Source organism: Prevotella melaninogenica, assembly GCF_013267595.1.
GTDB classification, from domain to species: Bacteria; Bacteroidota; Bacteroidia; order Bacteroidales; family Bacteroidaceae; genus Prevotella; species Prevotella melaninogenica_D.
The window spans coordinates 1,096,283-1,115,395 of record NZ_CP054011.1; the positions used below are offsets into that span (position 1 = coordinate 1,096,283).

Below are 19,113 nucleotides of genomic sequence, written 5' to 3' on the forward strand. Positions count from 1 at the left end.
CTCAAATTATTTACATGAAAAGAAATAATTATTTACGCGACAATAAATATTTTTATTCATGAAAAAAAATCTTTTTGTTCGTGAAAATAATTCGAAATAAATAGATTTATTTGACTAAAACAAATGTACAACTTTACTAATAACCTGAACTCGGGATAAGTATCATCCCACTCTTCTGTTTGGTTTAGTACAACGGCTCTTTAGACTCAATCTTTTGATTGGGCCTAAAGATAATAATAAAACAGATTACTTTAGAATAATGTAAGCTGTCCCGAATGTTGCTCTATAGCAAAGTCTATGTTCACTGCTGGCTTCTTCTCAAAGAAGCTGTAGGCTGCAATAGCAGAGAGAACATTCATTGCGAAATTAAATATGCTTCTATGCCTTGAATGCACTAATTGAGCTACATTCTTTAGCTCATCATTGATAGTCTCTATTACAGATCTTTTCCTTAGAAGAAGTCTATCATAAAGTGGCATTAGTTTGTTTTTCATGTTACTCCTAATGCCCGTAACTAAATTTATTCCATCATTGAACAATCGCTCAAATAATCCTTGAGAAATGTACCCTTTGTCTGCAAACAATTTACCAAATACATTGTCTGTCAACCTGTTAAATACATTTTCGTCTCGGTCATCAACATTTGCTTTAGTGAGCATAAAGTTTAGAATCTCACCTCTTTCATTACAGATAAGATGTAGTTTGAATCCAAAATACCATCCCATTGTACTCTTACCCCTTGTTGCATAATTTCTAAAAACCTTATTGCGACAAATACGTTTATTATGGCAAACTGGAATACAAGTTGAGTCAATAAAACTAATACCAGTACACCTCCCAAAACAACATATTTGCAGGAACATCATCATCTCTACAGAGACTCTTGCCTCTAATTCAAGAAAACGATTATAAGACAATTGATTTGGAAATAAATCTGCTAAATGCTCTTTTACGAAAAAGGTATAATAGTGACGAAAATTACGATAGGAATTAAAGTGGAAGCAAATTAATATCGTTATGATTTCAGACTTACTCATACGCCACTTGCGATGGCGATGACACCCTTTACTCTTTTCTGAGAGACCTATTTTATCAGTTTCTAACTCAAATTCTTTGCAAAAGTCATCTGCAATACAGAAAATTTCAGTAATTTTGTCCTTGGTAATCATCGTTATGTTTATTGTAAATAATTGATTTTCAACTATAAAGTTACAAAAATATAATGAGATTACCAACTTTTTGCAGACTTTTCTTATCCCGAGTTCAGGTTAATACACATGGTTTCAAGCAGTCTACTTATTCATAAGTTTGCTCACTTACAAACTCTTTTTCAGGTTCATATGACAGCTCATAAACCTGCCTACCCGATAGTTTTTCGACCATAATCCTCGCCGCATTATCAGGTGCTACCTCGTTTCCTAAACGGTCACGAACAAGCTGGTAATCCGCCAACATACGTTCACGCGAAGGCTGACCAGGAAGGATGCGATACAACTCGTTGGCAATGTTGCGAATAGAGAAACGATCAGCAAGCAGTTCTTGCACAATCTCTTTATCTGCAATAAGGTTGACAAGAGAGATAAAACGCACCTTAATAATATGCTTAAAAGCAAAACGAATCAACTTTGGAACAGGTGTTTCGTAGCAGACAACCTGTGGAACATTCAGCAAAGCTGTCTCAAGCGTTGCTGTACCACTGGTAACAAGTGCTACTGTAGCATGACTCAGAAGTTCGTAAGTCTGTGTCTTTACCATCTTTGCTTCACTATCACCTAAATACTTCTTATAATAGCTTTCAGCAATAGAAGGTGCTGCAGCAACCACCATCTGATAATCTTCAAAATGACGTGCAGCCTCCAACATTGAAGGCAGATTATCCTTTATCTCCTGTTTACGACTACCAGCAAGAAGAGCAATGATAGGCTTAGAAGACAAGCCATTACGCTGACAGAACTCGTCTTTTGACTCCGAATAAACATGACGGAAATTATCAACCTCCTCGGCAGTAGGGTTACCAACGTAATGTATTTTGTAATTATGTTTCTTCTCATAGAAAGGAACTTCAAACGGAAGAATAGAGAACATTTCTTTTACATCACGCTTGATTGCTTTGATACGCCACTCCTTCCATGCCCATATCTTTGGGGAGATATAGTAATAGACAGGAATATTGGTATTCTTCTTTACAAACTTTGCAATACTAAGATTAAACCCTGGATAGTCGACGAGGATAACCGCATCAGGCTTCCAACGCATAATATCCTCCTTACACATCTTCATATTCTTAAAGATGGTAGGTAGGTGTAGCAATACAGGAACAAAACCCATATAGGCAAGTTCACGATAATGCTTCACACGTGTACCCCCCACTTTCGCCATCAGGTCACCACCAAAGAAGCGAAACTCAGCCTCTGGATCATACTGCATCAACGACTGCATAAGGCGTGAGGCATGTAAGTCGCCAGATGCTTCACCAACTATCAGGTAATACTTCATAATATCAAAGAATTAAAGAGACTCCCACGATTTCATCTTATCGAGCACTTCATAATCTGTCACGTCAATCTTCGATGGCGTAACAGTTACATATCCATGCGCTAAAGCCCACTGATCATTATCGGTTGCATCAGACTCATCGTTACGATAATGCCCTGTCATCCAATAATAATCAAAGCCACGAGGATGCTTGCAAGCCTCAACTTCCCTCGTCCAACTACCCCAACCCATACGGCACACCTTCAGTCCTGCAAACTTCTCGACCTTAGGAAAGTTCACATTCAGACAGACACCTTTTGGCAGACCATCAGCAAGAACTTTCTTGACAATAAGTCTTACGTAATCACGTAGGTAAGACAGGTCGGCATTAGAATCATAATCACAACTTGAAAAAGCGATAGAAGGGATATATTTCATACAACCCTCATACGCAATACCCATCGTACCACTGTAATGATTATTCACAGAGGAATTATCTCCATGATTGATACCTCCCAAGATAAGTTCAGGCTTTCGGTCAACAAGAATCTGGTCTAACGCTAACTTCACACAGTCAACAGGCGTACCTGTACATGACCACACCTCACAGTCAGGAATGTTATGACGTTTCTTTAACAGCAGATAATCAACCACTGAGAAAGCACGTGAAAAACCCGAACGTGCAGCCTCTGGAGCACAGACAATGATTTCCGCAAAGTCTGAGAGGAATGAAACGAGCATACGAATACCATTTGAATGGTAACCGTCATCGTTGGATATAAGTATGAGTGGTTTCTTAGAATTCATAAATTTCACTTTGATTTCAGTGCAAAAGTACGAAAAAAGGTTTATAAAGCCCTGCAATCTCATATAAAATATGTATCTTTGTAGCCTAATAAATGTATAGGATTAAATAGAAAAATGGGAAAGATTATCGCACTTGCCAACCAAAAAGGCGGCGTCGGAAAGACGACTACCACCATTAACTTGGCGGCTTCTTTAGCAACGCTTGAGAAGTCTGTACTGGTGATTGATGCCGATCCGCAGGCGAATGCCTCCAGCGGTTTGGGCGTGGATATCAAAGAGGTGGATTGTTCGCTTTACGAATGTATCATTGACCATGCCGACATAAAAGACGCTATCTACACAACTGACATAGAAGGATTGGACATTGTTCCGAGCCATATCGACCTTGTTGGAGCTGAAATAGAGATGTTAAAGCTTAATGGTCGTGAGAAGGTTATGAGCAGTTTGCTTGCTCCAATCCGTGACGATTACGATTACATCCTTATAGACTGTAGTCCGTCACTCGGTTTGATTACTGTCAATGCATTGACAGCAGCTGACTCTGTCATCATTCCTGTGCAGTGTGAATACTTTGCATTGGAGGGTATCAGCAAGTTGTTGAACACCATTAAGATTATCAAGAGCAAGCTAAATCCGAAGTTGGAGATAGAGGGCTTCCTGCTGACGATGTACGACAGTCGTCTGCGTCTTGCCCGTCAGATTTACGATGAGGTGAAGCGCCACTTCCAAGAGTTAGTATTCAAGGCTGTTATCCAGCGTAACGTGAAACTCTCTGAGAGTCCGAGTCATGGTTTACCCGTTATCCTCTATGATGCTGACTCTACAGGTGCAAAGAATCATCTTAGCCTTGCAAAGGAAATCATTGAAAAGAATAAGAAATAAAAAAGGGAAAGATACGGAGTGTAAAGGTATGCTTTGAGATTCACAGATGTATCGTTTTCTGGTTGTAGAACTAATGTTTTTATCACAGATATATTAGCTGCAGGAAACAAAGAAACAAAGGACTGGAAACGAAGAGCATCGTAATATCGGGCAAAACAACCGCTAACTCCACCAAACTCCTTAACTCCATTAACTCCCAAACAAAGACTATGGCTGTACAAAAGAAATATAATCGAAACGCAAAGACCAATGCCCTCGGCCGTGGTCTGGATGCCTTAATATCTACTGAAGCTGTCAGTACACAAGGAAGTTCTACCATCAACGAGGTTGCCTTAGACCAAATTGAAGCGAATCCTAACCAACCTCGTCGAGAATTCGACCCTGTTGCGTTGGAAGAGTTGGCTAACAGTATTCGTGAATTAGGACTCGTTCAGCCAATTACCTTACGTCAGGTAGACGATAACCGTTTCCAGATTATTGCTGGTGAGCGCCGTTGGCGTGCCAGTCAGTTGGCAGGCTTGAAAGCTGTTCCAGCCTATATCCGTACGATTAAGGACGAGAATGTAATGGAGTTGGCGCTGGTTGAGAATATCCAGCGTGAGGACTTGAATGCGATTGAGATTGCTTTGGCTTACGAACATCTGCTTGAAAAGAGCGGAATGACACAGGAGCGTGTAGCAGAGCGTGTGGGTAAAAGCCGTGCTGCTATTGCTAACTACCTTCGTTTGTTGAAGCTTCCTGCATTGGTACAGATGGGTCTGCAAAAGAAAGAAATAGACATGGGACACGCTCGTGCATTGCTTTCTTTGGATAGTCCTTCACTGCAATTGAAACTCTATCGTGAGATTTTAAAGAACGGATATAGTGTTCGCAAGGTTGAAGAACTGTGTCAGCAACTCAATAACGGAGAAGATATCCAGAGTGCAAAGAAGAAGATTTCTGCTCGAACTCGCCTTCCAGAGGAGTTTAATATCCTCAAGCAGCGACTCTCATCATTCTTCGATACGAAGGTACAGATGAGTTGTAATGCTGATGGAAAGGGGAAGATTAGTATTCCGTTCGCATCAGAAGAGGAATTACTTCACATCATGGAAGTGATGGATAAGATGAAGTAATACTTCCCATACGGAAAGATTAAGGTATTAGTAAGTATAAGATAAGCAAGTATTCTGGTTTAGAAAAACTATTCACAAGCATTAGGAAGCCTCAACAAATGGCTGACTACAAAGCAAAGAATAAGTAAAAAACCTTCAAACCAGTAACTTAAGCAAGACAAAGGGTAGTGATGAAGATGAAGAATAGAATCCTCAAAGGACTGTTGATAGCCGGAATGCTCACCAGTGTTACGGTCATGCAGGCACAAGATCTGCCCCATGACACGTTAAAGGTTATGTATCCAGGCGACTCTACGGTCGTTGAGATACCGAGTTCGCAGGATAAATATATAGAAGAGAAGGCAATCCTCACACCAGATGATGAGGGAAAACTCACTTCTGTTCTGCGAAAGGATAGTGTCGGCATGGTGAAGAAACAGGGACGAGACTGGTCTAAGTGGCGCCCTAATCCTAAGCGTGCTTTGTGGCTTGCACTCGTCATCCCTGGTGCTGGACAGGTCTACAACCGTAAGTACTGGAAACTACCAATCTTCTACGGAGGCTTTGTTGGCTGCGTTTATGCCATGACATGGAACAACCAGATGTACCATGATTATGCGCAGGCTTATATGGACATCATGGATAATGACCCAACAACGCAGAGTTATAATAACTTCCTACACCTCGGAGCTACGATTACCCCTGCCAATGAAGAGCGTTATAAGAACATCTTCAAACAGCGCAAGGACCGCTATCGTAGATGGCGTGACCTAAGTATCTTTACTACTATTGCAGTTTATGCCTTATCAGTTATTGATGCTTACGTAGACGCTTCCTTATCCGACTTTGACATATCAGATGACCTCTCACTGCATATTGCACCAACGGTCATATCAAATAAGAGTATCGCTACACCTAACAATCCTTTCCGTTCATCGGCAATAGGTATTGGATGTAGTCTGACATTCTAAGCAGCAGCGCACTGTATTTGCGCTAACTAACTAAGAAATAATGAGTAGAAAGAGATATATAGTTTCCTTCCTTATTACAATGGGAGCAACCTGCGGAATCTATGCACAACAGCAAACTGTCGTTGATAGCCGTGGTAAAGCTGTGAGTGTGATGATTCCTGATGCATCAGAAACGATGGCAGGATATGTTGATGTAGACTATGTAGATGACAAGTTCTATAATAGTGGCATACAAACAGGGTTCGAAAACACACCCTCTACAAACGCAACAGAGCCAGAAAACAGTATGGAAGTCATCGATCGTAAGATACGCAATCTATCGAATGTGATGACAATGACCTGTAATGAGGAAGTTAAGAAATATATCGATCGCTACACAAAGGCAGGACGCCAATCAACTTCTTATCTCTTAGGACGTGCACGTTATTACAACCCTATCTTTGAAGAAGCACTGCGTTTCTATGGTTTACCATTAGAGCTGAAGTATCTTCCTGTGATAGAGTCGGGCTTAAACCCTAATGCTACCTCACGTGTGGGAGCAGCAGGACTATGGCAATTCATGGCAACAACCGGTAAACAATATGACCTTCAGATTGACAGTTATATTGATGAACGCCGCGACCCAGAGAAGTCTTCCTACGCTGCAGCACGTATGCTGAGCGACCTTTACAAACGATTTGGCGACTGGACATTGGCACTTGCTGCCTATAACTGTGGACCGGGACGTGTTAGCAGTGCTATCACAAAGGCTGGTGGTGGTGCTGACTTCTGGGCTGTCTATCAGCATTTACCGAAGGAGACACGCGGCTATGTTCCCGCTTTCATCGCAGCAAATTATGTGATGAACTACTATGCTGATTACAACATCACACCTCTGTCAACAGGTCTGCCTAACTGCTGCGACACGATTATTATAGAGAAGGACGTTACACTTGCCAAGATTGCCAACGTATTAGGTATGAATGTGGATGATTTGAAAGTACTTAACCCACAGTATCGACAGGGTTTTATCAAGGCTTTTGCTACCAATGGTGTTGCTAAGCTACGCCTACCTTCTGAAATGATTGAGAAGTTCAAAGGTTACAAAGATCTAATTTACCAAAACGAAACACCAAACGAAGAACCAAGCATGACTATCGCGGCTACTAATACAAGCCAAGGAACCATGCCATACTAACAAGATTCTTTTACCTTATTATATAAAGGGAGGATACACAATGGACAAGGACAATATTGAAGTTAAGGAGATTGACTATGAGAAGATGGTAGATGATGCCTTTCAGCATCTTATTGATACCTATCTTGCTTCACGTCATCGAAAAAAGGTTGATATCATTACCAAGGCTTTCAACTTCGCACGCCAAGCGCATAAGGGTGTGCGCCGACTCTCGGGCGAACCTTATATCATGCACCCTATTGCCGTTGCCCAGATTGCTTGTGAAGAGATGGGACTTGGAGCAACGAGTATCTGTGCAGCCCTCTTACATGATGTCGTAGAAGATACCGACTATACAGTGGAAGATATGGAAAATATTTTCGGTCCTAAGATTGCACAAATCGTTGACGGACTAACCAAGATTTCTGGTGGTATCTTTGGCGAACAGGCTTCAGCACAAGCTGAGAATTTCAAGAAGCTTTTGCTTACTATGAGCGACGACATTCGCGTTATCCTTATCAAGATATGCGACCGTCTGCATAACATGCGTACGCTCGCTTCTCAGCCTGCCAGCAAACAATATAAGATTGCAGGTGAAACGCTCTATATCTATGCACCACTTGCAAACCGATTGGGACTTAATAAGATTAAGACTGAGTTAGAAGACCTTAGCTTCCGATACGAACATCCTGATGCTTATGCTTCTATTGAGAAGAAACTCGCTTCAACACAGGCGCAGCGTGACACCCTCTTTGAACAGTTCACAGCACCTATCCGTGCCGAACTTGACAAGATGGGCTTTGAATATGAACTTAAAGCACGTGTAAAGAGTCCTTATTCTATTTGGAATAAGATGCAGAACAAACACGTCACTTTTGAAGAAATATACGATATCCTTGCCGTACGTATCATCTATAAACCGAAGTCACCTGATGAGGAAATCAACAACTGTTTCCAAATTTATGTGGCTATCAGTCAGATTTATAAGAGTCATCCTGATCGTCTGCGCGACTGGGTGAACCATCCTAAGGCTAATGGTTATCAGGCATTGCACGTAACTCTCATATCTGCTAAGGGCCGTTGGATTGAGGTTCAGATACGTTCTGAACACATGAACGAATTAGCTGAACAGGGCTTTGCTGCACATTGGAAATATAAGGATGGCGGTGAGATTACTGAGGATGAAGGCGAATTGAACGAGTGGCTCAGTACGATAAAAGAGATTCTCGACGACCCACAGCCAGATGCTATGGACTTTCTCGATGCTATCAAACTCAACCTCTTTGCCTCTGAAATCTTTGTATTTACACCAAAGGGAGAGATTAAGACAATGCCTGCAGGCTGTACAGCACTCGACTTTGCTTTCCAAATCCATACCTTCCTTGGTAGCCACTGTATCGGTGCAAAGGTCAACCATAAGCTTGTCCCATTGAGCCATAAACTCAATAGTGGTGACCAAGTAGAAATCCTGACTTCGATGTCGCAACACGTCAATCCATCATGGATTAACTTTGTGTCTACAGCGAAGGCGAAGGCAAAGATACAAGCTATCTTGCGACGTGAGAGCCGTGAGTTACAGAAGGCAGGTGAAGAGCAGCTATCGAAGTGGCTAAAGGCACACGACCTTGAAATGACGACTGCCACCTTAGATAAGCTTTGCGAGCTGCACGACCTACACAAGCATGACAGCCTTTTCCTTGCCGTTGGTGATAAGACCGTAATCCTTGGCGATACCGACTTAAACGAACTTCGTGGGAAATCAAAGTCAGAAAAGACTGTTACCTCACGTGGCTGGCGTCGTTATGTTCCTTTCTTAAAGTCAAATGGCAAGAAGACGACAGAGTCTGTAGAGGCTAAGGACACAGAGAATACTGAAGGCTTAATCGTTGTAACGAAAGAACTCAACAGAAAGAAGCCTATCTTCATTAACGAAGAAAACATACATCGCTATCTCTTCCCACACTGCTGCCATGCTATCCCTGGTGATGACATCCTCGGATATATTGACAACAAGAACCACATCGAGATTCATAAACGTGCCTGCCCTGTAGCTGCAAAGTTGAAAGCAAGCTACGGCGGTAGAATCTTAGATGCCAAATGGGATATGCACCGTCGATTGTTCTTCGATGCAACGATTGAGATTCGCGGTATTGACCGTAGTGGTATGCTGCACGACATCTCTGATGTCCTCTCCGACCAGTTAGGTATTAATATCCGTAAGATAACGATTTCCAGCGATAATGGAATCTTTGAGGGAACGATTGAGATGCAAGTTCACGACCGCAAGGATGTACAGTTTATCGTTGAAAGTATGAAGAATATCAAGGATGTACAAGAGGTTTTAGAGGTCCTTTAGTACTCTGAAGAACTATATAACCTCAAGATAAAGCGTCCTTCCAATCTACCGAGTGACAAAGCCCCAACAAGACTAAAACTATTACACAGCTTACAAGAATAGTTTTATTTTAAGTTGCTGTCATTTTTAACATTTCATGTAATCCTACTGTAAACTAATCAGTTAGGACACAACATTGGATGACAGAAATGACAGCAAAATTTATTTTAAGTGAATTACTTTAGAATTGACATACAAAGGTAGAGCATATAGTGAGTATCTAATTATTACGGATATACTAAAAGGGTTAGGGAGAATCTCAAGAGCTATGCAATAGGTTATATCACTCGAGAAATGGATGATTCATAAATATAATGGGAAGATAAAATGAATATTGGAAAGAAACTTTTACCATTAAGAAGTTATTTCATTTCACACCAAGTCTTAACAAGCTGTATTGCAATTATCTTTATATTATGTGGGCTCTGTGTATTAACATTGGCATTATATAACACCTATGAAGTTTACAAACACCTCAATTGCAAAACAGGTGTTGTTTCTTATTGGGAGCGTACAGGAGGAAAATATAATACTGCGACCATGAATATAAAATATGATAGTAACACTTATACGACAGAGAGGTTTGGTGGTTGGCTATGCTTACAACATAGTGGTAAGCAGGGAGAAAAAGTTATTTTCTATACTAACGAAAAGATAAAAAGAAATAATAAAAACCAAATACGCTATTTTGGACTGAGTACAATAGACTCTCCTCGCCACACCTTTTGGGTATTTATGGATATTCTAAGCTATATATTTGAATCAAATATTCTTTTATTCATCCCTTTCATGGTTGGATGCCTCTATTTTAATATGACAACCGTAAAAGACAAGATTATCAGAACAGCTTCTTGGACACTCCCATTTCTGACATTATTTCTTATAGGCTTGGCTACAACATCTTAATTTGACCAAAGAACAAGAAGCCTCAAAATGGCAATAAATAATATATGAACATAAATATCTCCCTAATAGAAAAAAAGGCTAAAAGTTTCTTTCTCAGCCATAGGAAAACATCTTATACTATCGGTTTGTTTTTCATCTGCTGCTGTTTATATGTTGACTTTGTTACGATAAGTAACACATATCACAAAATAGACAACCTTGAGTATAAAGAAGGAGTTGTTTCCTATTGGGATCATACAGGTGGAGAGTTTAACGATGCTACTCTAAAAATTAATAATGACACTAATATGTATATAACTCAACGTTATGATGGCTGGCTATGTTTTCAACATAATGGGAAAAAGGGTGAAACTGTTGCTTTCTATACTGTTAAGAATGAAGTAAAAAATGAGAAAGAAGGAATACCTTACTATGGATTATGCGAGAAAGATAACCCACGAACTTCATTTTGGTTATTCTTTGATGTGCTTTTTCCTTGCTATAAGCCCATTCTTATTTGGTGGGCTCTTGGTATCATCGGAATAATCCTTTTTAACTTTCAAATAATCCGAGACCGTTTTGTCCTACCTTTAAGCATTGTGGTTTTTGGTGTAAGTTTTCTTATGTTTATCATAGCCTCTATATCATGACAATACTACTAAATATAAAATTATCAGAACAGCTTCTTGGATACTCCCATTTCTGACATTATTTCTTATAGGCTTGGCTACAACATCTTAATTTGACCAAAGAACAAAGAGCCTCAACATGGCAACAAATCAAAATAAAGATGAGAACAGAAGAAAAATCATTATTATTAAAGCATCAGACAATTTCAAGATTCATGGCGATAGTGTTTATCATTTTTAGCCTTTGTATTAATTATTATGTCATAAAAAGAGCTACATCTGATTACAAACACCTGCAACAGAAAGAGGGTGTTGTAGATATGTGGTATAGTACAAGCATGAAAACAACAAAAGCTTGCTTAAAAATAGAAGGAGATACAACTATCTATTCAACAAGCAGACCTGGCTGGTGGATGACATTACAACACGATAGGAAAAAGGGGGAGAAAGTTATTTTCTACACACTAAATAATGAAAATAACGCAACCACCAAACAAACTAACCGTTATTTTGGTTTAAGCAAATTAAACAATCCTCGCTCCTCGTTCTGGATATTTCTTGATGTTATATTTTATTCTTATAAAAAAGTATTTATCTTCTTCTTACTTAGCGTTATAGGACTCGTCCTTTTTAATGGGAGTATCGTTAAAGACCGCATAATTAGGTTTACATCCGTCGCTTTAGGCATCTTATTTATTCTTTTTTGGGGTGTAGCATCTATTTCTTAGATGATTATCCCTTACAAGAAATGATAAAGCTTACTTCTGCAAAAGGAACTTCAATATAACAGATACAATTTCTTATCAAACGTGCGGAGGCTCCGCACACATGGTGCGGACGGTAAACACCAATAGTGCGGAGGCTTAACACCACTCTTTTGGGCAGTTTATATCCTTACAAAAATATACTACTCATAAAGTGTTAGATATCGTTTCTTCTCACACATTGGGCTGCCCCTTATCATTCCATATATCAGAAGGAGCTTATCTAATATGATAAAATCAATTTCTATTCATAAAGAAAAGCAAATAAATACCTATTTTTGAGTATTGTAGAGTTTGTTAAATCGTCTTATCTTTGCAAGTCATGGACTTCACGAATAGGATAATAGCGTCTATTGTATTTTGCGGACTAAGTATCAATGGTATAGCCCAGACACTGACAGGTTGTGTTGTTGGCAAAGATGATCGTAAGCCTATAGCCTACGCATCAGTCACATTGAAGGAAAATCGCTTATACACTTTTACGGACGAAAAAGGTTGTTTCACGATAAAAAACGTACCGAAAGGAAAGTGTACAACGCTGATATCTTGTCTTGGTTATGCAGAACAAACAATAGTTGTCACCATTAATGCTGATGGTGCCACGCTCAACGTGCGCCTTGCCGAAGACAACCTTCAACTCGATGAAGTACAGGTTGTTGCGCATCGAAAGAAAGACGAGATAACAACTTCTTACACCATTGACCGTAAGACATTAGACAATCAACAGATAATGACTTTGGGTGATATTGCCCAACTCCTGCCGGGCGGTAAGAGTGTGAACCCTTCTTTGATGAATGATAGCAAATTGACTTTGCGAAGCGGTTCATCAGAGCGAGGCAATGCGTCGTTTGGTACAGCTATTGAAGTGGATGGTGTTCGTCTGAACAACAATGCTATGATGGGTGAAACAGCTGGTGTGAGCACACGGGGGGTAAGTGCTTCTAACATTGAAAGTGTGGAGGTAGTACCCGGTATTGCCTCTGTAGAATACGGCGACCTCACCAATGGTGTTGTAAAAGTGAAGACCCGTAGAGGCAGTTCGCCTTTCATCTTGGAAGGAAGCATCAACCAACACACCCGCCAGATAGCCCTTCACAAAGGATTAGACTTGGGCAAGAATACAGGACTCATCAACTTCTCCCTTGAGCATGCACGCTCTTTCTCGGATGCAGCATCGCCTTACACTGCTTATCAGCGCAATGTGCTATCACTGCACTATATGAATGTCTTTATGAAAAAGACACAGCCTCTGACGTTGGATATAGGGCTGAATGGTGGCGTGGGAGGTTATGATTCAAAGGCTGACCCAGACCGCAACTTGGACAGTTATTATAAGGTTAAGGACAATAATGTGGGTGGTAATGTGCGCCTTGACTGGTTGCTGAACAAGTCATGGATAACCAACCTTAATTTTACAGCAGCCTCCACCTACGCTGACAAACGCTCAGAAAGTTATAGCAACGAAAGCAGTAGTTCTACACAACCATATATCCACACCTTGACGGAAGGATATAACATTGCTGAAGACTACGATAAGAACCCTTCTGCCAATATCATCCTTGGTCCTACGGGTTATTGGTATCTGCGCGGTTTTGGCGACTCAAAGCCATTCACCTATAGTTTGAAGCTAAAGGCTAATTGGAACAAATCATTTGGAAAGTTCCGCAATCGCCTACTTGTTGGTGCAGAATGGACCAGCAGTAGGAATAAGGGAAAGGGTACACACTACGAAGATATGCGCTACGCACCGACATGGCGTGAATATCGTTTTGATGCCCTACCCGCTTTGAACAATATGGCACTCTATGCCGAGGATAAGCTCTCAATGGCTATCGATACCAAACAGAATGTTGAACTGACAGCAGGTGTGCGTGAGGATATCACCTCGATTCCCGGCTCAGAGTATGGAACAGTGGGTAGTCTTTCACCACGACTGAATATGCGCTATATGCTTCGCTTCGGACAAGAAATTTGGGTGAACAGTCTTAGCGTGCACTCAGGATGGGGAAAGAGCGTGAAGCTTCCGAGTTTCCAAGTACTCTACCCTTCTCCATCTTATCGTGATATGTTGGCATTCTCATCTACCAGTGATGCTAATAATCGCTCTTATTACGCCTATTACACTCACCCTTCAAAGGCACGATACAATGCTGACTTGAAATGGCAATATGCCAACCAGTGGGATTTAGGTGTGGAGATGAGAACGAAGATAGCGGACATCAACCTTTCATTCTTCCATAGTAAGACTTTCAATCCTTACATGGCAACAAACACTTACACACCTTTCACCTATAAGTACACATCACCTGCTAAACTTCAAGCGAGCGGTATTGATGCGGCTAATCGACTCTTTGCGATTGACCCACAGACAGGTATTGTGACTGTGAGTGATGCCAGTGGCGTGAAAACTCCAGTCGTTCTCGGTTATGACGAACGTAACACCTACGTCACCAACACAAAATATGTGAATGCTGACCCATTGAGTCGCTATGGCTTAGAATGGATTGTAGACTTCAAACAGATTAAGTTGCTCCGCACACAGGTGCGTGTAGATGGTAAGTATTATCATTATAAGGCACAGGACGAAACACTCTTTGCGGATGTACCTGTAGGTCTGAACACACGCCAATCAGACGGAAAGCTCTATCAGTATATTGGTTATTATCGTGGTGGTGCAGCTACTTCAACCAACTATACCGCCAATGCTTCACCATCAAATGGCTCTGTTAGTGGGCAGGTGGATGTGAATGTCACATTGACGACACATATACCAAAGATTCGACTCATCATTGCTTTGCGTATGGAAAGTTCACTTTATACTTACAGCAGAGCCACCAGCAGTAGAGGATATGTTGTGAATAGTGGCAATGAATACTTTGGTGAGGCATACAATGGTAAGACAGAGAATCAGACGGTTATCGTCTATCCAGAGTATTACAGCACATGGGATGCACCAGAGACATTGGTTCCTTTTGCAGAGAAATTACGTTGGGCAGCAACGAATGACAGAGGATTATACAACGACTTAGCACAGTTGGTTGTACGAACAAACTATCCTTACACATTGAATCCGAATAAGTTGAGTGCGTTCTGGTCGGCCAACTTGAGTGTAACAAAGGAAATAGGTAAGCACATATCTATATCTTTTTATGCCAATAACTTCTTCAACACGCTTGCTCAAGTACACTCATCACAGACGGGACTTGAGACAAGTCTCTTTGGTAGTGGATATGTTCCGAGCTTCTATTATGGACTTTCATTAAGATTAAAGATATAATGAAAAAGATATTTAGTTTACTTGTAGTATGCGTGATGACGATGTTAATCTCGTGTGCTGATTATGAGGAGGGCATTAAGGTAGTCAACTTCGATGTGAAGTTGGAGTTCCCCAGCACTTATGACGGTTCTTATGAAGGCTTACGCGTAGAGTTACAAGATGCCGTGGCAAGCACCTTCATTGATAGTACAGACGCTGAGGGAGTAGCGCATTTCAGTGTTCCTTCAGGTTTGTATAAGGTCAGCAGCTCTGCAAGAAAGGAGACCACAGACTATCGCTACTTCTTCAATGGTGCCAAGTCACAGGTGGTTGTTGCAGTAGACTCTCCTCGCGTAGTAACCCTACCATTAGTTATGTCGAAGAAACGAATTGTAAATTAAAAGAAAAATAAAGATAGTATAAATTAAAAACAATGTTTATGAAGAAAATAAGTTTTATAGGGCTTATCGCTTTGACACTGTCGTTCATACCCCTTAGTGGCTTTGCACAGACAGTACAAGAGAAGATAATCACCTACCTTGTCTTGACCGAAACGAATGGTACAAAGACCGAGTTTGCTTTGAATTCATACCCTGTTGTAACAATAGAGGGTAACGACCTTGTTATTACTTGTGAGGGTAAGAAGTTATCAACAGCACTAACAGGAGTGCAGGACTACCACTTCATTGAGAAAAAGGTTACAACAAGCATCAGTAGCTTTCCTGCAAATGACCCAAAAGATGAGACAGCAACTCCAAGTTTCTCATTCAATAATGCTGAGGTAAGTGGGTTGAAAGCAGGTGCAAAAGTGGCTATTTACAATCTTAATGGTACACAAATCAGTTCTGTAACAGCAGATGGAGAGGGACGAGTTGCTCTTGATTTCTCGTCTTTACCAAAGGGTGTCTACATCCTTCGCACACCTACAAAGAGCTTTAAGTTTATGAATAAGTAAGAATAACATTAGAAATTAAATAGAAAAAGATATGAAGAAAATATTACTTCTCCTTGTTGCCATGTTCGCTTTCATTGGCAATATCAACGCACAAACATGGAATATGGTTGTGACACATAAAGATGGTACCGTACAAGTCATCAAAGCATCAGATGTAAAGAACGTTACTTTTCAATTGCCTGATCAGAATGCAGACCAAGTTATCATCAAGGAATTGTACACGACAGGTGTACCAATTGAAAACGATCCCAAGAATTTCTTCCAGATGGACAAGGGTTTTATCCTCTATAACAATGGTGGTAAGACTGCGGTAATCAGCAACTTGGCTATTGGAATGTTAGACCCATACAATGCTCATTCTGGTGCAAACGCATGGTACAGCACAGGAGCGACAGAGCCTTCTTACGTTTCACAGGGCTGGGTTCCAGCAGCTTGTGGTATATGGTACTTCCCTAATTCATTGATTATCGAGCCTTATTCACAGGTTGTTATCTGCTGTATGGGGGCAATAGATAATACTAAGACCTACCCACAGAGTATCAACTATGCCAATAAAGACTACTATACTATGTACGACCCAGAGTCTGGTTTTAAAAATCCAAAATACTATCCAACACCAGCAGACGTTATCCCTACCAACCAATACCTTAAGGCAGTAGAATATGGACAGGGTAATGCTTGGCCACTTAGTGTAACTTCTCCTGGCTTCTTTATCTTCCAAACAAAGAACACAACGCCTGCTACTTTCGCAAACGATGCAAGTAATATCACATACGCACCAGGCAAAGCTCTGAACAAAATAAATGCTGTATTGAAGGTCCCAACAGACTGGATTATTGACGGTGTTGAGGTTTATGAGAAAATTAATGAGAGCAAGAGTAAGAAGCGTTTCGGCTCTGACGTAGATGCTGGTTATGTGAAGCAGACTATCAAACTTGGTCACAGTGTATATCGTAACGTGGATGCTGAAGCGACAAAGAAGATTGAAGGCAATACTGCTAAATTGGTTTATAACTACAAGTATGGTACAGACCCAAGTGGTATCGATGCTGAAGCATCTATGAAGAATGGAGCAAAGATTGTCTACATGGACACAAACAACTCTACTTCTGACTTCCACGAGCGCAAACAGTTCTCACTTAGAGACAAGTAAAATAGATGATAAAAGAACATAACCTGTAAGATGAGATATAGGTTCATGACACTTATACTGGCAGGAGCATCCCTCTCTGCCAGCCTCAGCGCACAGGAGCAGGCTAAAGATAGTCTGCTCCATCGTGATTTTAGCTTCGTTGCCAACAGCGATGCATGGCTGAGAAGTGACAATGCTGCAGCCTTAGCACGATTTAAGACAAAGAACATTTCTTTGGCTGAAGTGTATGTGCAGTATGGCAAGGGTGGCTTTGTCAACTATGACGAGTCGCCACGTACCGTACAGGCAGGTGCCAACGTGTCTTCATTCTATCGTTTGACGGATAGGATTGTCCTATTGGGAAGTATGCGTTATGACAACTTCTCTGGTCGCAACATGACTGGTTCAGCATTCATACAGACCCAGCGATTGCCCTTTGATATCGTAGAAGACTCGCTAAACCATGCTGGCACAAAACATCGTGACACCTATAACCTTATGGGCGCATTGTCTTGGGAGCTATACAAAGGGATTGCTCTTGGAGCCAAAGTAGACTTCACCGCAGCAAACGCTGCCAAGTATAAGGATTTAAGACACAAGACAAAGCTGATGAACTTAGCCCTTACAACTGGCGTTTATGTGCCACTACGGTCTGTTAGTCTTGGTCTTAACTATACTTATCGACGTAACACGGAGAGTGTAGTTTTCAGTACTTACGCTTCAAATGCACAAGAGTTTTCGTCTTATATCAACTATGGGCCGTGGATTGGCAAGACCGAACAATTCAGCAGTTCAGGCTTTACTGATAGCAATAGGGAGCAACCAATGCTCAATGAATACCATGGTTTAGGACTGCAATTTAGCTGGGACATCCTACCTAATCTCTCATGGTTTAACAACTTTGGCGGTGCATATCGCAAAGGTTATTACGGCAGGAAGTCACCCTATACGATTGTTCACACCAATCATCATAGCAACATCTATGACTATCAATCACGCCTATCTTTGAAACTCGACAAGCAGGTACATCATCTTGACTTCAGCTTTTCAAGCGAGAATCTTGTCAACGAGATGAATGCTTATCGTTCTAACAAAAACGAACAAGGGGCATACTTCTATCAGTATCTTGACCCTGTGAAGAGTGCTAACAAGGCTTGGAACGATGTGCATCTTGGCTATACAGGCTATTATGGTGTGACACACGAATTACCTCTCTGGACGATTGAAGCAGGCACTAACTTCTCTCATCGCAAGCAGACGGGCTACAGCTACCCTTACTTCCGACGTCAGGACATCCACACAACAGAGGCTTATACAAGTCTTACACGTAACCTCCTTTTCCGAAAGGGAGTACTTTCACTACAAGCAGGCTTTGCTTATAAGAAGGGAAAGGGTGATGCTTTCGAGGATGGAACATTGGCAAAACCTTCTGACAAGCAGAATGGCTTCCCTATGATGGACGTACTGATGTATCGTGAGTATAAGTATCTTACAGACCCGCAATACTCCCTTCAACTTGGAGTTAAGTATGCCTTTGTCCTTCCGGGGACAAAGATGAAGACCTACACCGCCTTAGACTTCACCCATCGCCACACCAATGACGGCAATGCTTACCTTGTAGGTAGGAACTATTCAACGGGCAGACTGACCATTGGTTGCACCTTCTAACTGTCATGTTGGTGGTCCGCACAAGTGGTGTTGAGCCTCCGCAC

16 protein-coding genes are annotated in these 19,113 nt (G+C 41.1%); 13 read left to right on the top strand and 3 right to left on the bottom strand.

Annotated features, from left to right (window positions below):
- Positions 1 to 251: 251 nt before the first annotated feature.
- The 3 genes from FIU21_RS09815 to surE form a co-directional block, all read right to left on the bottom strand.
- Positions 252 to 1,169, bottom strand: coding sequence for an IS982 family transposase (locus FIU21_RS09815; protein WP_172891283.1), 918 nt, complete (start codon positions 1,167 to 1,169; stop codon positions 252 to 254).
- 127 nt (positions 1,170 to 1,296) lie between these two features.
- Entirely contained in the window at positions 1,297 to 2,496 is a 1,200-nt protein-coding gene (gene lpxB / locus FIU21_RS09820; RefSeq protein ID WP_004360808.1) for a lipid-A-disaccharide synthase, read from the bottom strand.
- Positions 2,497 to 2,508: 12 nt separating this feature from the next.
- Positions 2,509 to 3,282, bottom strand: a complete 774-nt coding sequence (gene surE / locus FIU21_RS09825) for a 5'/3'-nucleotidase SurE (protein ID WP_004360807.1) — start codon at positions 3,280 to 3,282, stop codon at positions 2,509 to 2,511.
- A 114-nt stretch (positions 3,283 to 3,396) separates the two neighbouring features.
- On the opposite strand from surE, the gene FIU21_RS09830 reads away from it, so the two are divergent.
- The 13 genes from FIU21_RS09830 (at position 3,397) to FIU21_RS09890 (ending at position 19,069) form a co-directional block, all read left to right on the top strand.
- Entirely contained in the window at positions 3,397 to 4,164 is a 768-nt protein-coding gene (locus FIU21_RS09830; RefSeq protein ID WP_004360806.1) for a ParA family protein, read from the top strand.
- 209 nt (positions 4,165 to 4,373) lie between these two features.
- Positions 4,374 to 5,279 carry a ParB/RepB/Spo0J family partition protein gene (locus tag FIU21_RS09835; RefSeq protein ID WP_004360805.1) on the top strand — a complete coding sequence of 302 codons (906 nt, stop codon included), beginning with the start codon at positions 4,374 to 4,376 and terminating at the stop codon, positions 5,277 to 5,279.
- 170 nt (positions 5,280 to 5,449) lie between these two features.
- Positions 5,450 to 6,229 (top strand): DUF5683 domain-containing protein, encoded by a 780-nt coding sequence (locus FIU21_RS09840; protein WP_036886575.1) that lies wholly within the window; start codon positions 5,450 to 5,452, stop codon positions 6,227 to 6,229.
- A 40-nt stretch (positions 6,230 to 6,269) separates the two neighbouring features.
- Positions 6,270 to 7,406, top strand: coding sequence for a lytic transglycosylase domain-containing protein (locus FIU21_RS09845; RefSeq protein ID WP_004360803.1), 1,137 nt, complete (start codon positions 6,270 to 6,272; stop codon positions 7,404 to 7,406).
- A 40-nt stretch (positions 7,407 to 7,446) separates the two neighbouring features.
- Positions 7,447 to 9,741, top strand: a complete 2,295-nt coding sequence (locus tag FIU21_RS09850) for a RelA/SpoT family protein (protein WP_004360802.1) — start codon at positions 7,447 to 7,449, stop codon at positions 9,739 to 9,741.
- A gap of 366 nt (positions 9,742 to 10,107) precedes the next feature.
- Positions 10,108 to 10,686, top strand: coding sequence for a hypothetical protein (locus FIU21_RS09855; RefSeq protein ID WP_004360801.1), 579 nt, complete (start codon positions 10,108 to 10,110; stop codon positions 10,684 to 10,686).
- Positions 10,687 to 10,730: 44 nt separating this feature from the next.
- Positions 10,731 to 11,315: a hypothetical protein gene (locus FIU21_RS09860; RefSeq protein ID WP_004360800.1), complete on the top strand. Its 585-nt coding sequence runs from the start codon at positions 10,731 to 10,733 to the stop codon at positions 11,313 to 11,315.
- A gap of 140 nt (positions 11,316 to 11,455) precedes the next feature.
- Entirely contained in the window at positions 11,456 to 12,022 is a 567-nt protein-coding gene (locus FIU21_RS09865) for a hypothetical protein (protein WP_172891377.1), read from the top strand.
- 358 nt (positions 12,023 to 12,380) lie between these two features.
- Positions 12,381 to 15,335, top strand: coding sequence for a TonB-dependent receptor (locus FIU21_RS09870; protein ID WP_004360798.1), 2,955 nt, complete (start codon positions 12,381 to 12,383; stop codon positions 15,333 to 15,335).
- Positions 15,335 to 15,715 (top strand): hypothetical protein, encoded by a 381-nt coding sequence (locus FIU21_RS09875; protein WP_004360797.1) that lies wholly within the window; start codon positions 15,335 to 15,337, stop codon positions 15,713 to 15,715. Before FIU21_RS09870 ends, FIU21_RS09875 begins: the two co-directional genes overlap by 1 nt.
- Before the next feature lie 38 nt (positions 15,716 to 15,753).
- Positions 15,754 to 16,269 carry a T9SS type A sorting domain-containing protein gene (locus FIU21_RS09880; protein ID WP_036886601.1) on the top strand — a complete coding sequence of 172 codons (516 nt, stop codon included), beginning with the start codon at positions 15,754 to 15,756 and terminating at the stop codon, positions 16,267 to 16,269.
- 31 nt (positions 16,270 to 16,300) lie between these two features.
- A complete protein-coding gene (locus FIU21_RS09885) occupies positions 16,301 to 17,422 on the top strand; it encodes a DUF4876 domain-containing protein (RefSeq protein ID WP_004360795.1) in 1,122 nt (373 codons plus the stop codon).
- 45 nt (positions 17,423 to 17,467) lie between these two features.
- Positions 17,468 to 19,069, top strand: a complete 1,602-nt coding sequence (locus tag FIU21_RS09890; RefSeq protein WP_231291361.1) for a DUF6850 family outer membrane beta-barrel protein — start codon at positions 17,468 to 17,470, stop codon at positions 19,067 to 19,069.
- Positions 19,070 to 19,113 lie beyond the last annotated feature (44 nt).

Excerpts from the sequence above, each read along its gene's own strand:
- FIU21_RS09815 (WP_172891283.1), bottom strand. The coding sequence starts at position 1,169 with ATGATTACCAAGGACAAAATTACTGAAATTTTCTGTATTGCAGATGAC.
- lpxB (WP_004360808.1), bottom strand. The coding sequence starts at position 2,496 with ATGAAGTATTACCTGATAGTTGGTGAAGCATCTGGCGACTTACATGCC.
- surE (WP_004360807.1), bottom strand. The coding sequence starts at position 3,282 with ATGAATTCTAAGAAACCACTCATACTTATATCCAACGATGACGGTTAC.
- FIU21_RS09830 (WP_004360806.1), top strand. The coding sequence starts at position 3,397 with ATGGGAAAGATTATCGCACTTGCCAACCAAAAAGGCGGCGTCGGAAAG.
- FIU21_RS09835 (WP_004360805.1), top strand. The coding sequence starts at position 4,374 with ATGGCTGTACAAAAGAAATATAATCGAAACGCAAAGACCAATGCCCTC.
- FIU21_RS09840 (WP_036886575.1), top strand. The coding sequence starts at position 5,450 with ATGAAGATGAAGAATAGAATCCTCAAAGGACTGTTGATAGCCGGAATG.
- FIU21_RS09845 (WP_004360803.1), top strand. The coding sequence starts at position 6,270 with ATGAGTAGAAAGAGATATATAGTTTCCTTCCTTATTACAATGGGAGCA.
- FIU21_RS09850 (WP_004360802.1), top strand. The coding sequence starts at position 7,447 with ATGGACAAGGACAATATTGAAGTTAAGGAGATTGACTATGAGAAGATG.
- FIU21_RS09855 (WP_004360801.1), top strand. The coding sequence starts at position 10,108 with ATGAATATTGGAAAGAAACTTTTACCATTAAGAAGTTATTTCATTTCA.
- FIU21_RS09860 (WP_004360800.1), top strand. The coding sequence starts at position 10,731 with ATGAACATAAATATCTCCCTAATAGAAAAAAAGGCTAAAAGTTTCTTT.
- FIU21_RS09865 (WP_172891377.1), top strand. The coding sequence starts at position 11,456 with ATGAGAACAGAAGAAAAATCATTATTATTAAAGCATCAGACAATTTCA.
- FIU21_RS09870 (WP_004360798.1), top strand. The coding sequence starts at position 12,381 with ATGGACTTCACGAATAGGATAATAGCGTCTATTGTATTTTGCGGACTA.
- FIU21_RS09875 (WP_004360797.1), top strand. The coding sequence starts at position 15,335 with ATGAAAAAGATATTTAGTTTACTTGTAGTATGCGTGATGACGATGTTA.
- FIU21_RS09880 (WP_036886601.1), top strand. The coding sequence starts at position 15,754 with ATGAAGAAAATAAGTTTTATAGGGCTTATCGCTTTGACACTGTCGTTC.
- FIU21_RS09885 (WP_004360795.1), top strand. The coding sequence starts at position 16,301 with ATGAAGAAAATATTACTTCTCCTTGTTGCCATGTTCGCTTTCATTGGC.
- FIU21_RS09890 (WP_231291361.1), top strand. The coding sequence starts at position 17,468 with ATGACACTTATACTGGCAGGAGCATCCCTCTCTGCCAGCCTCAGCGCA.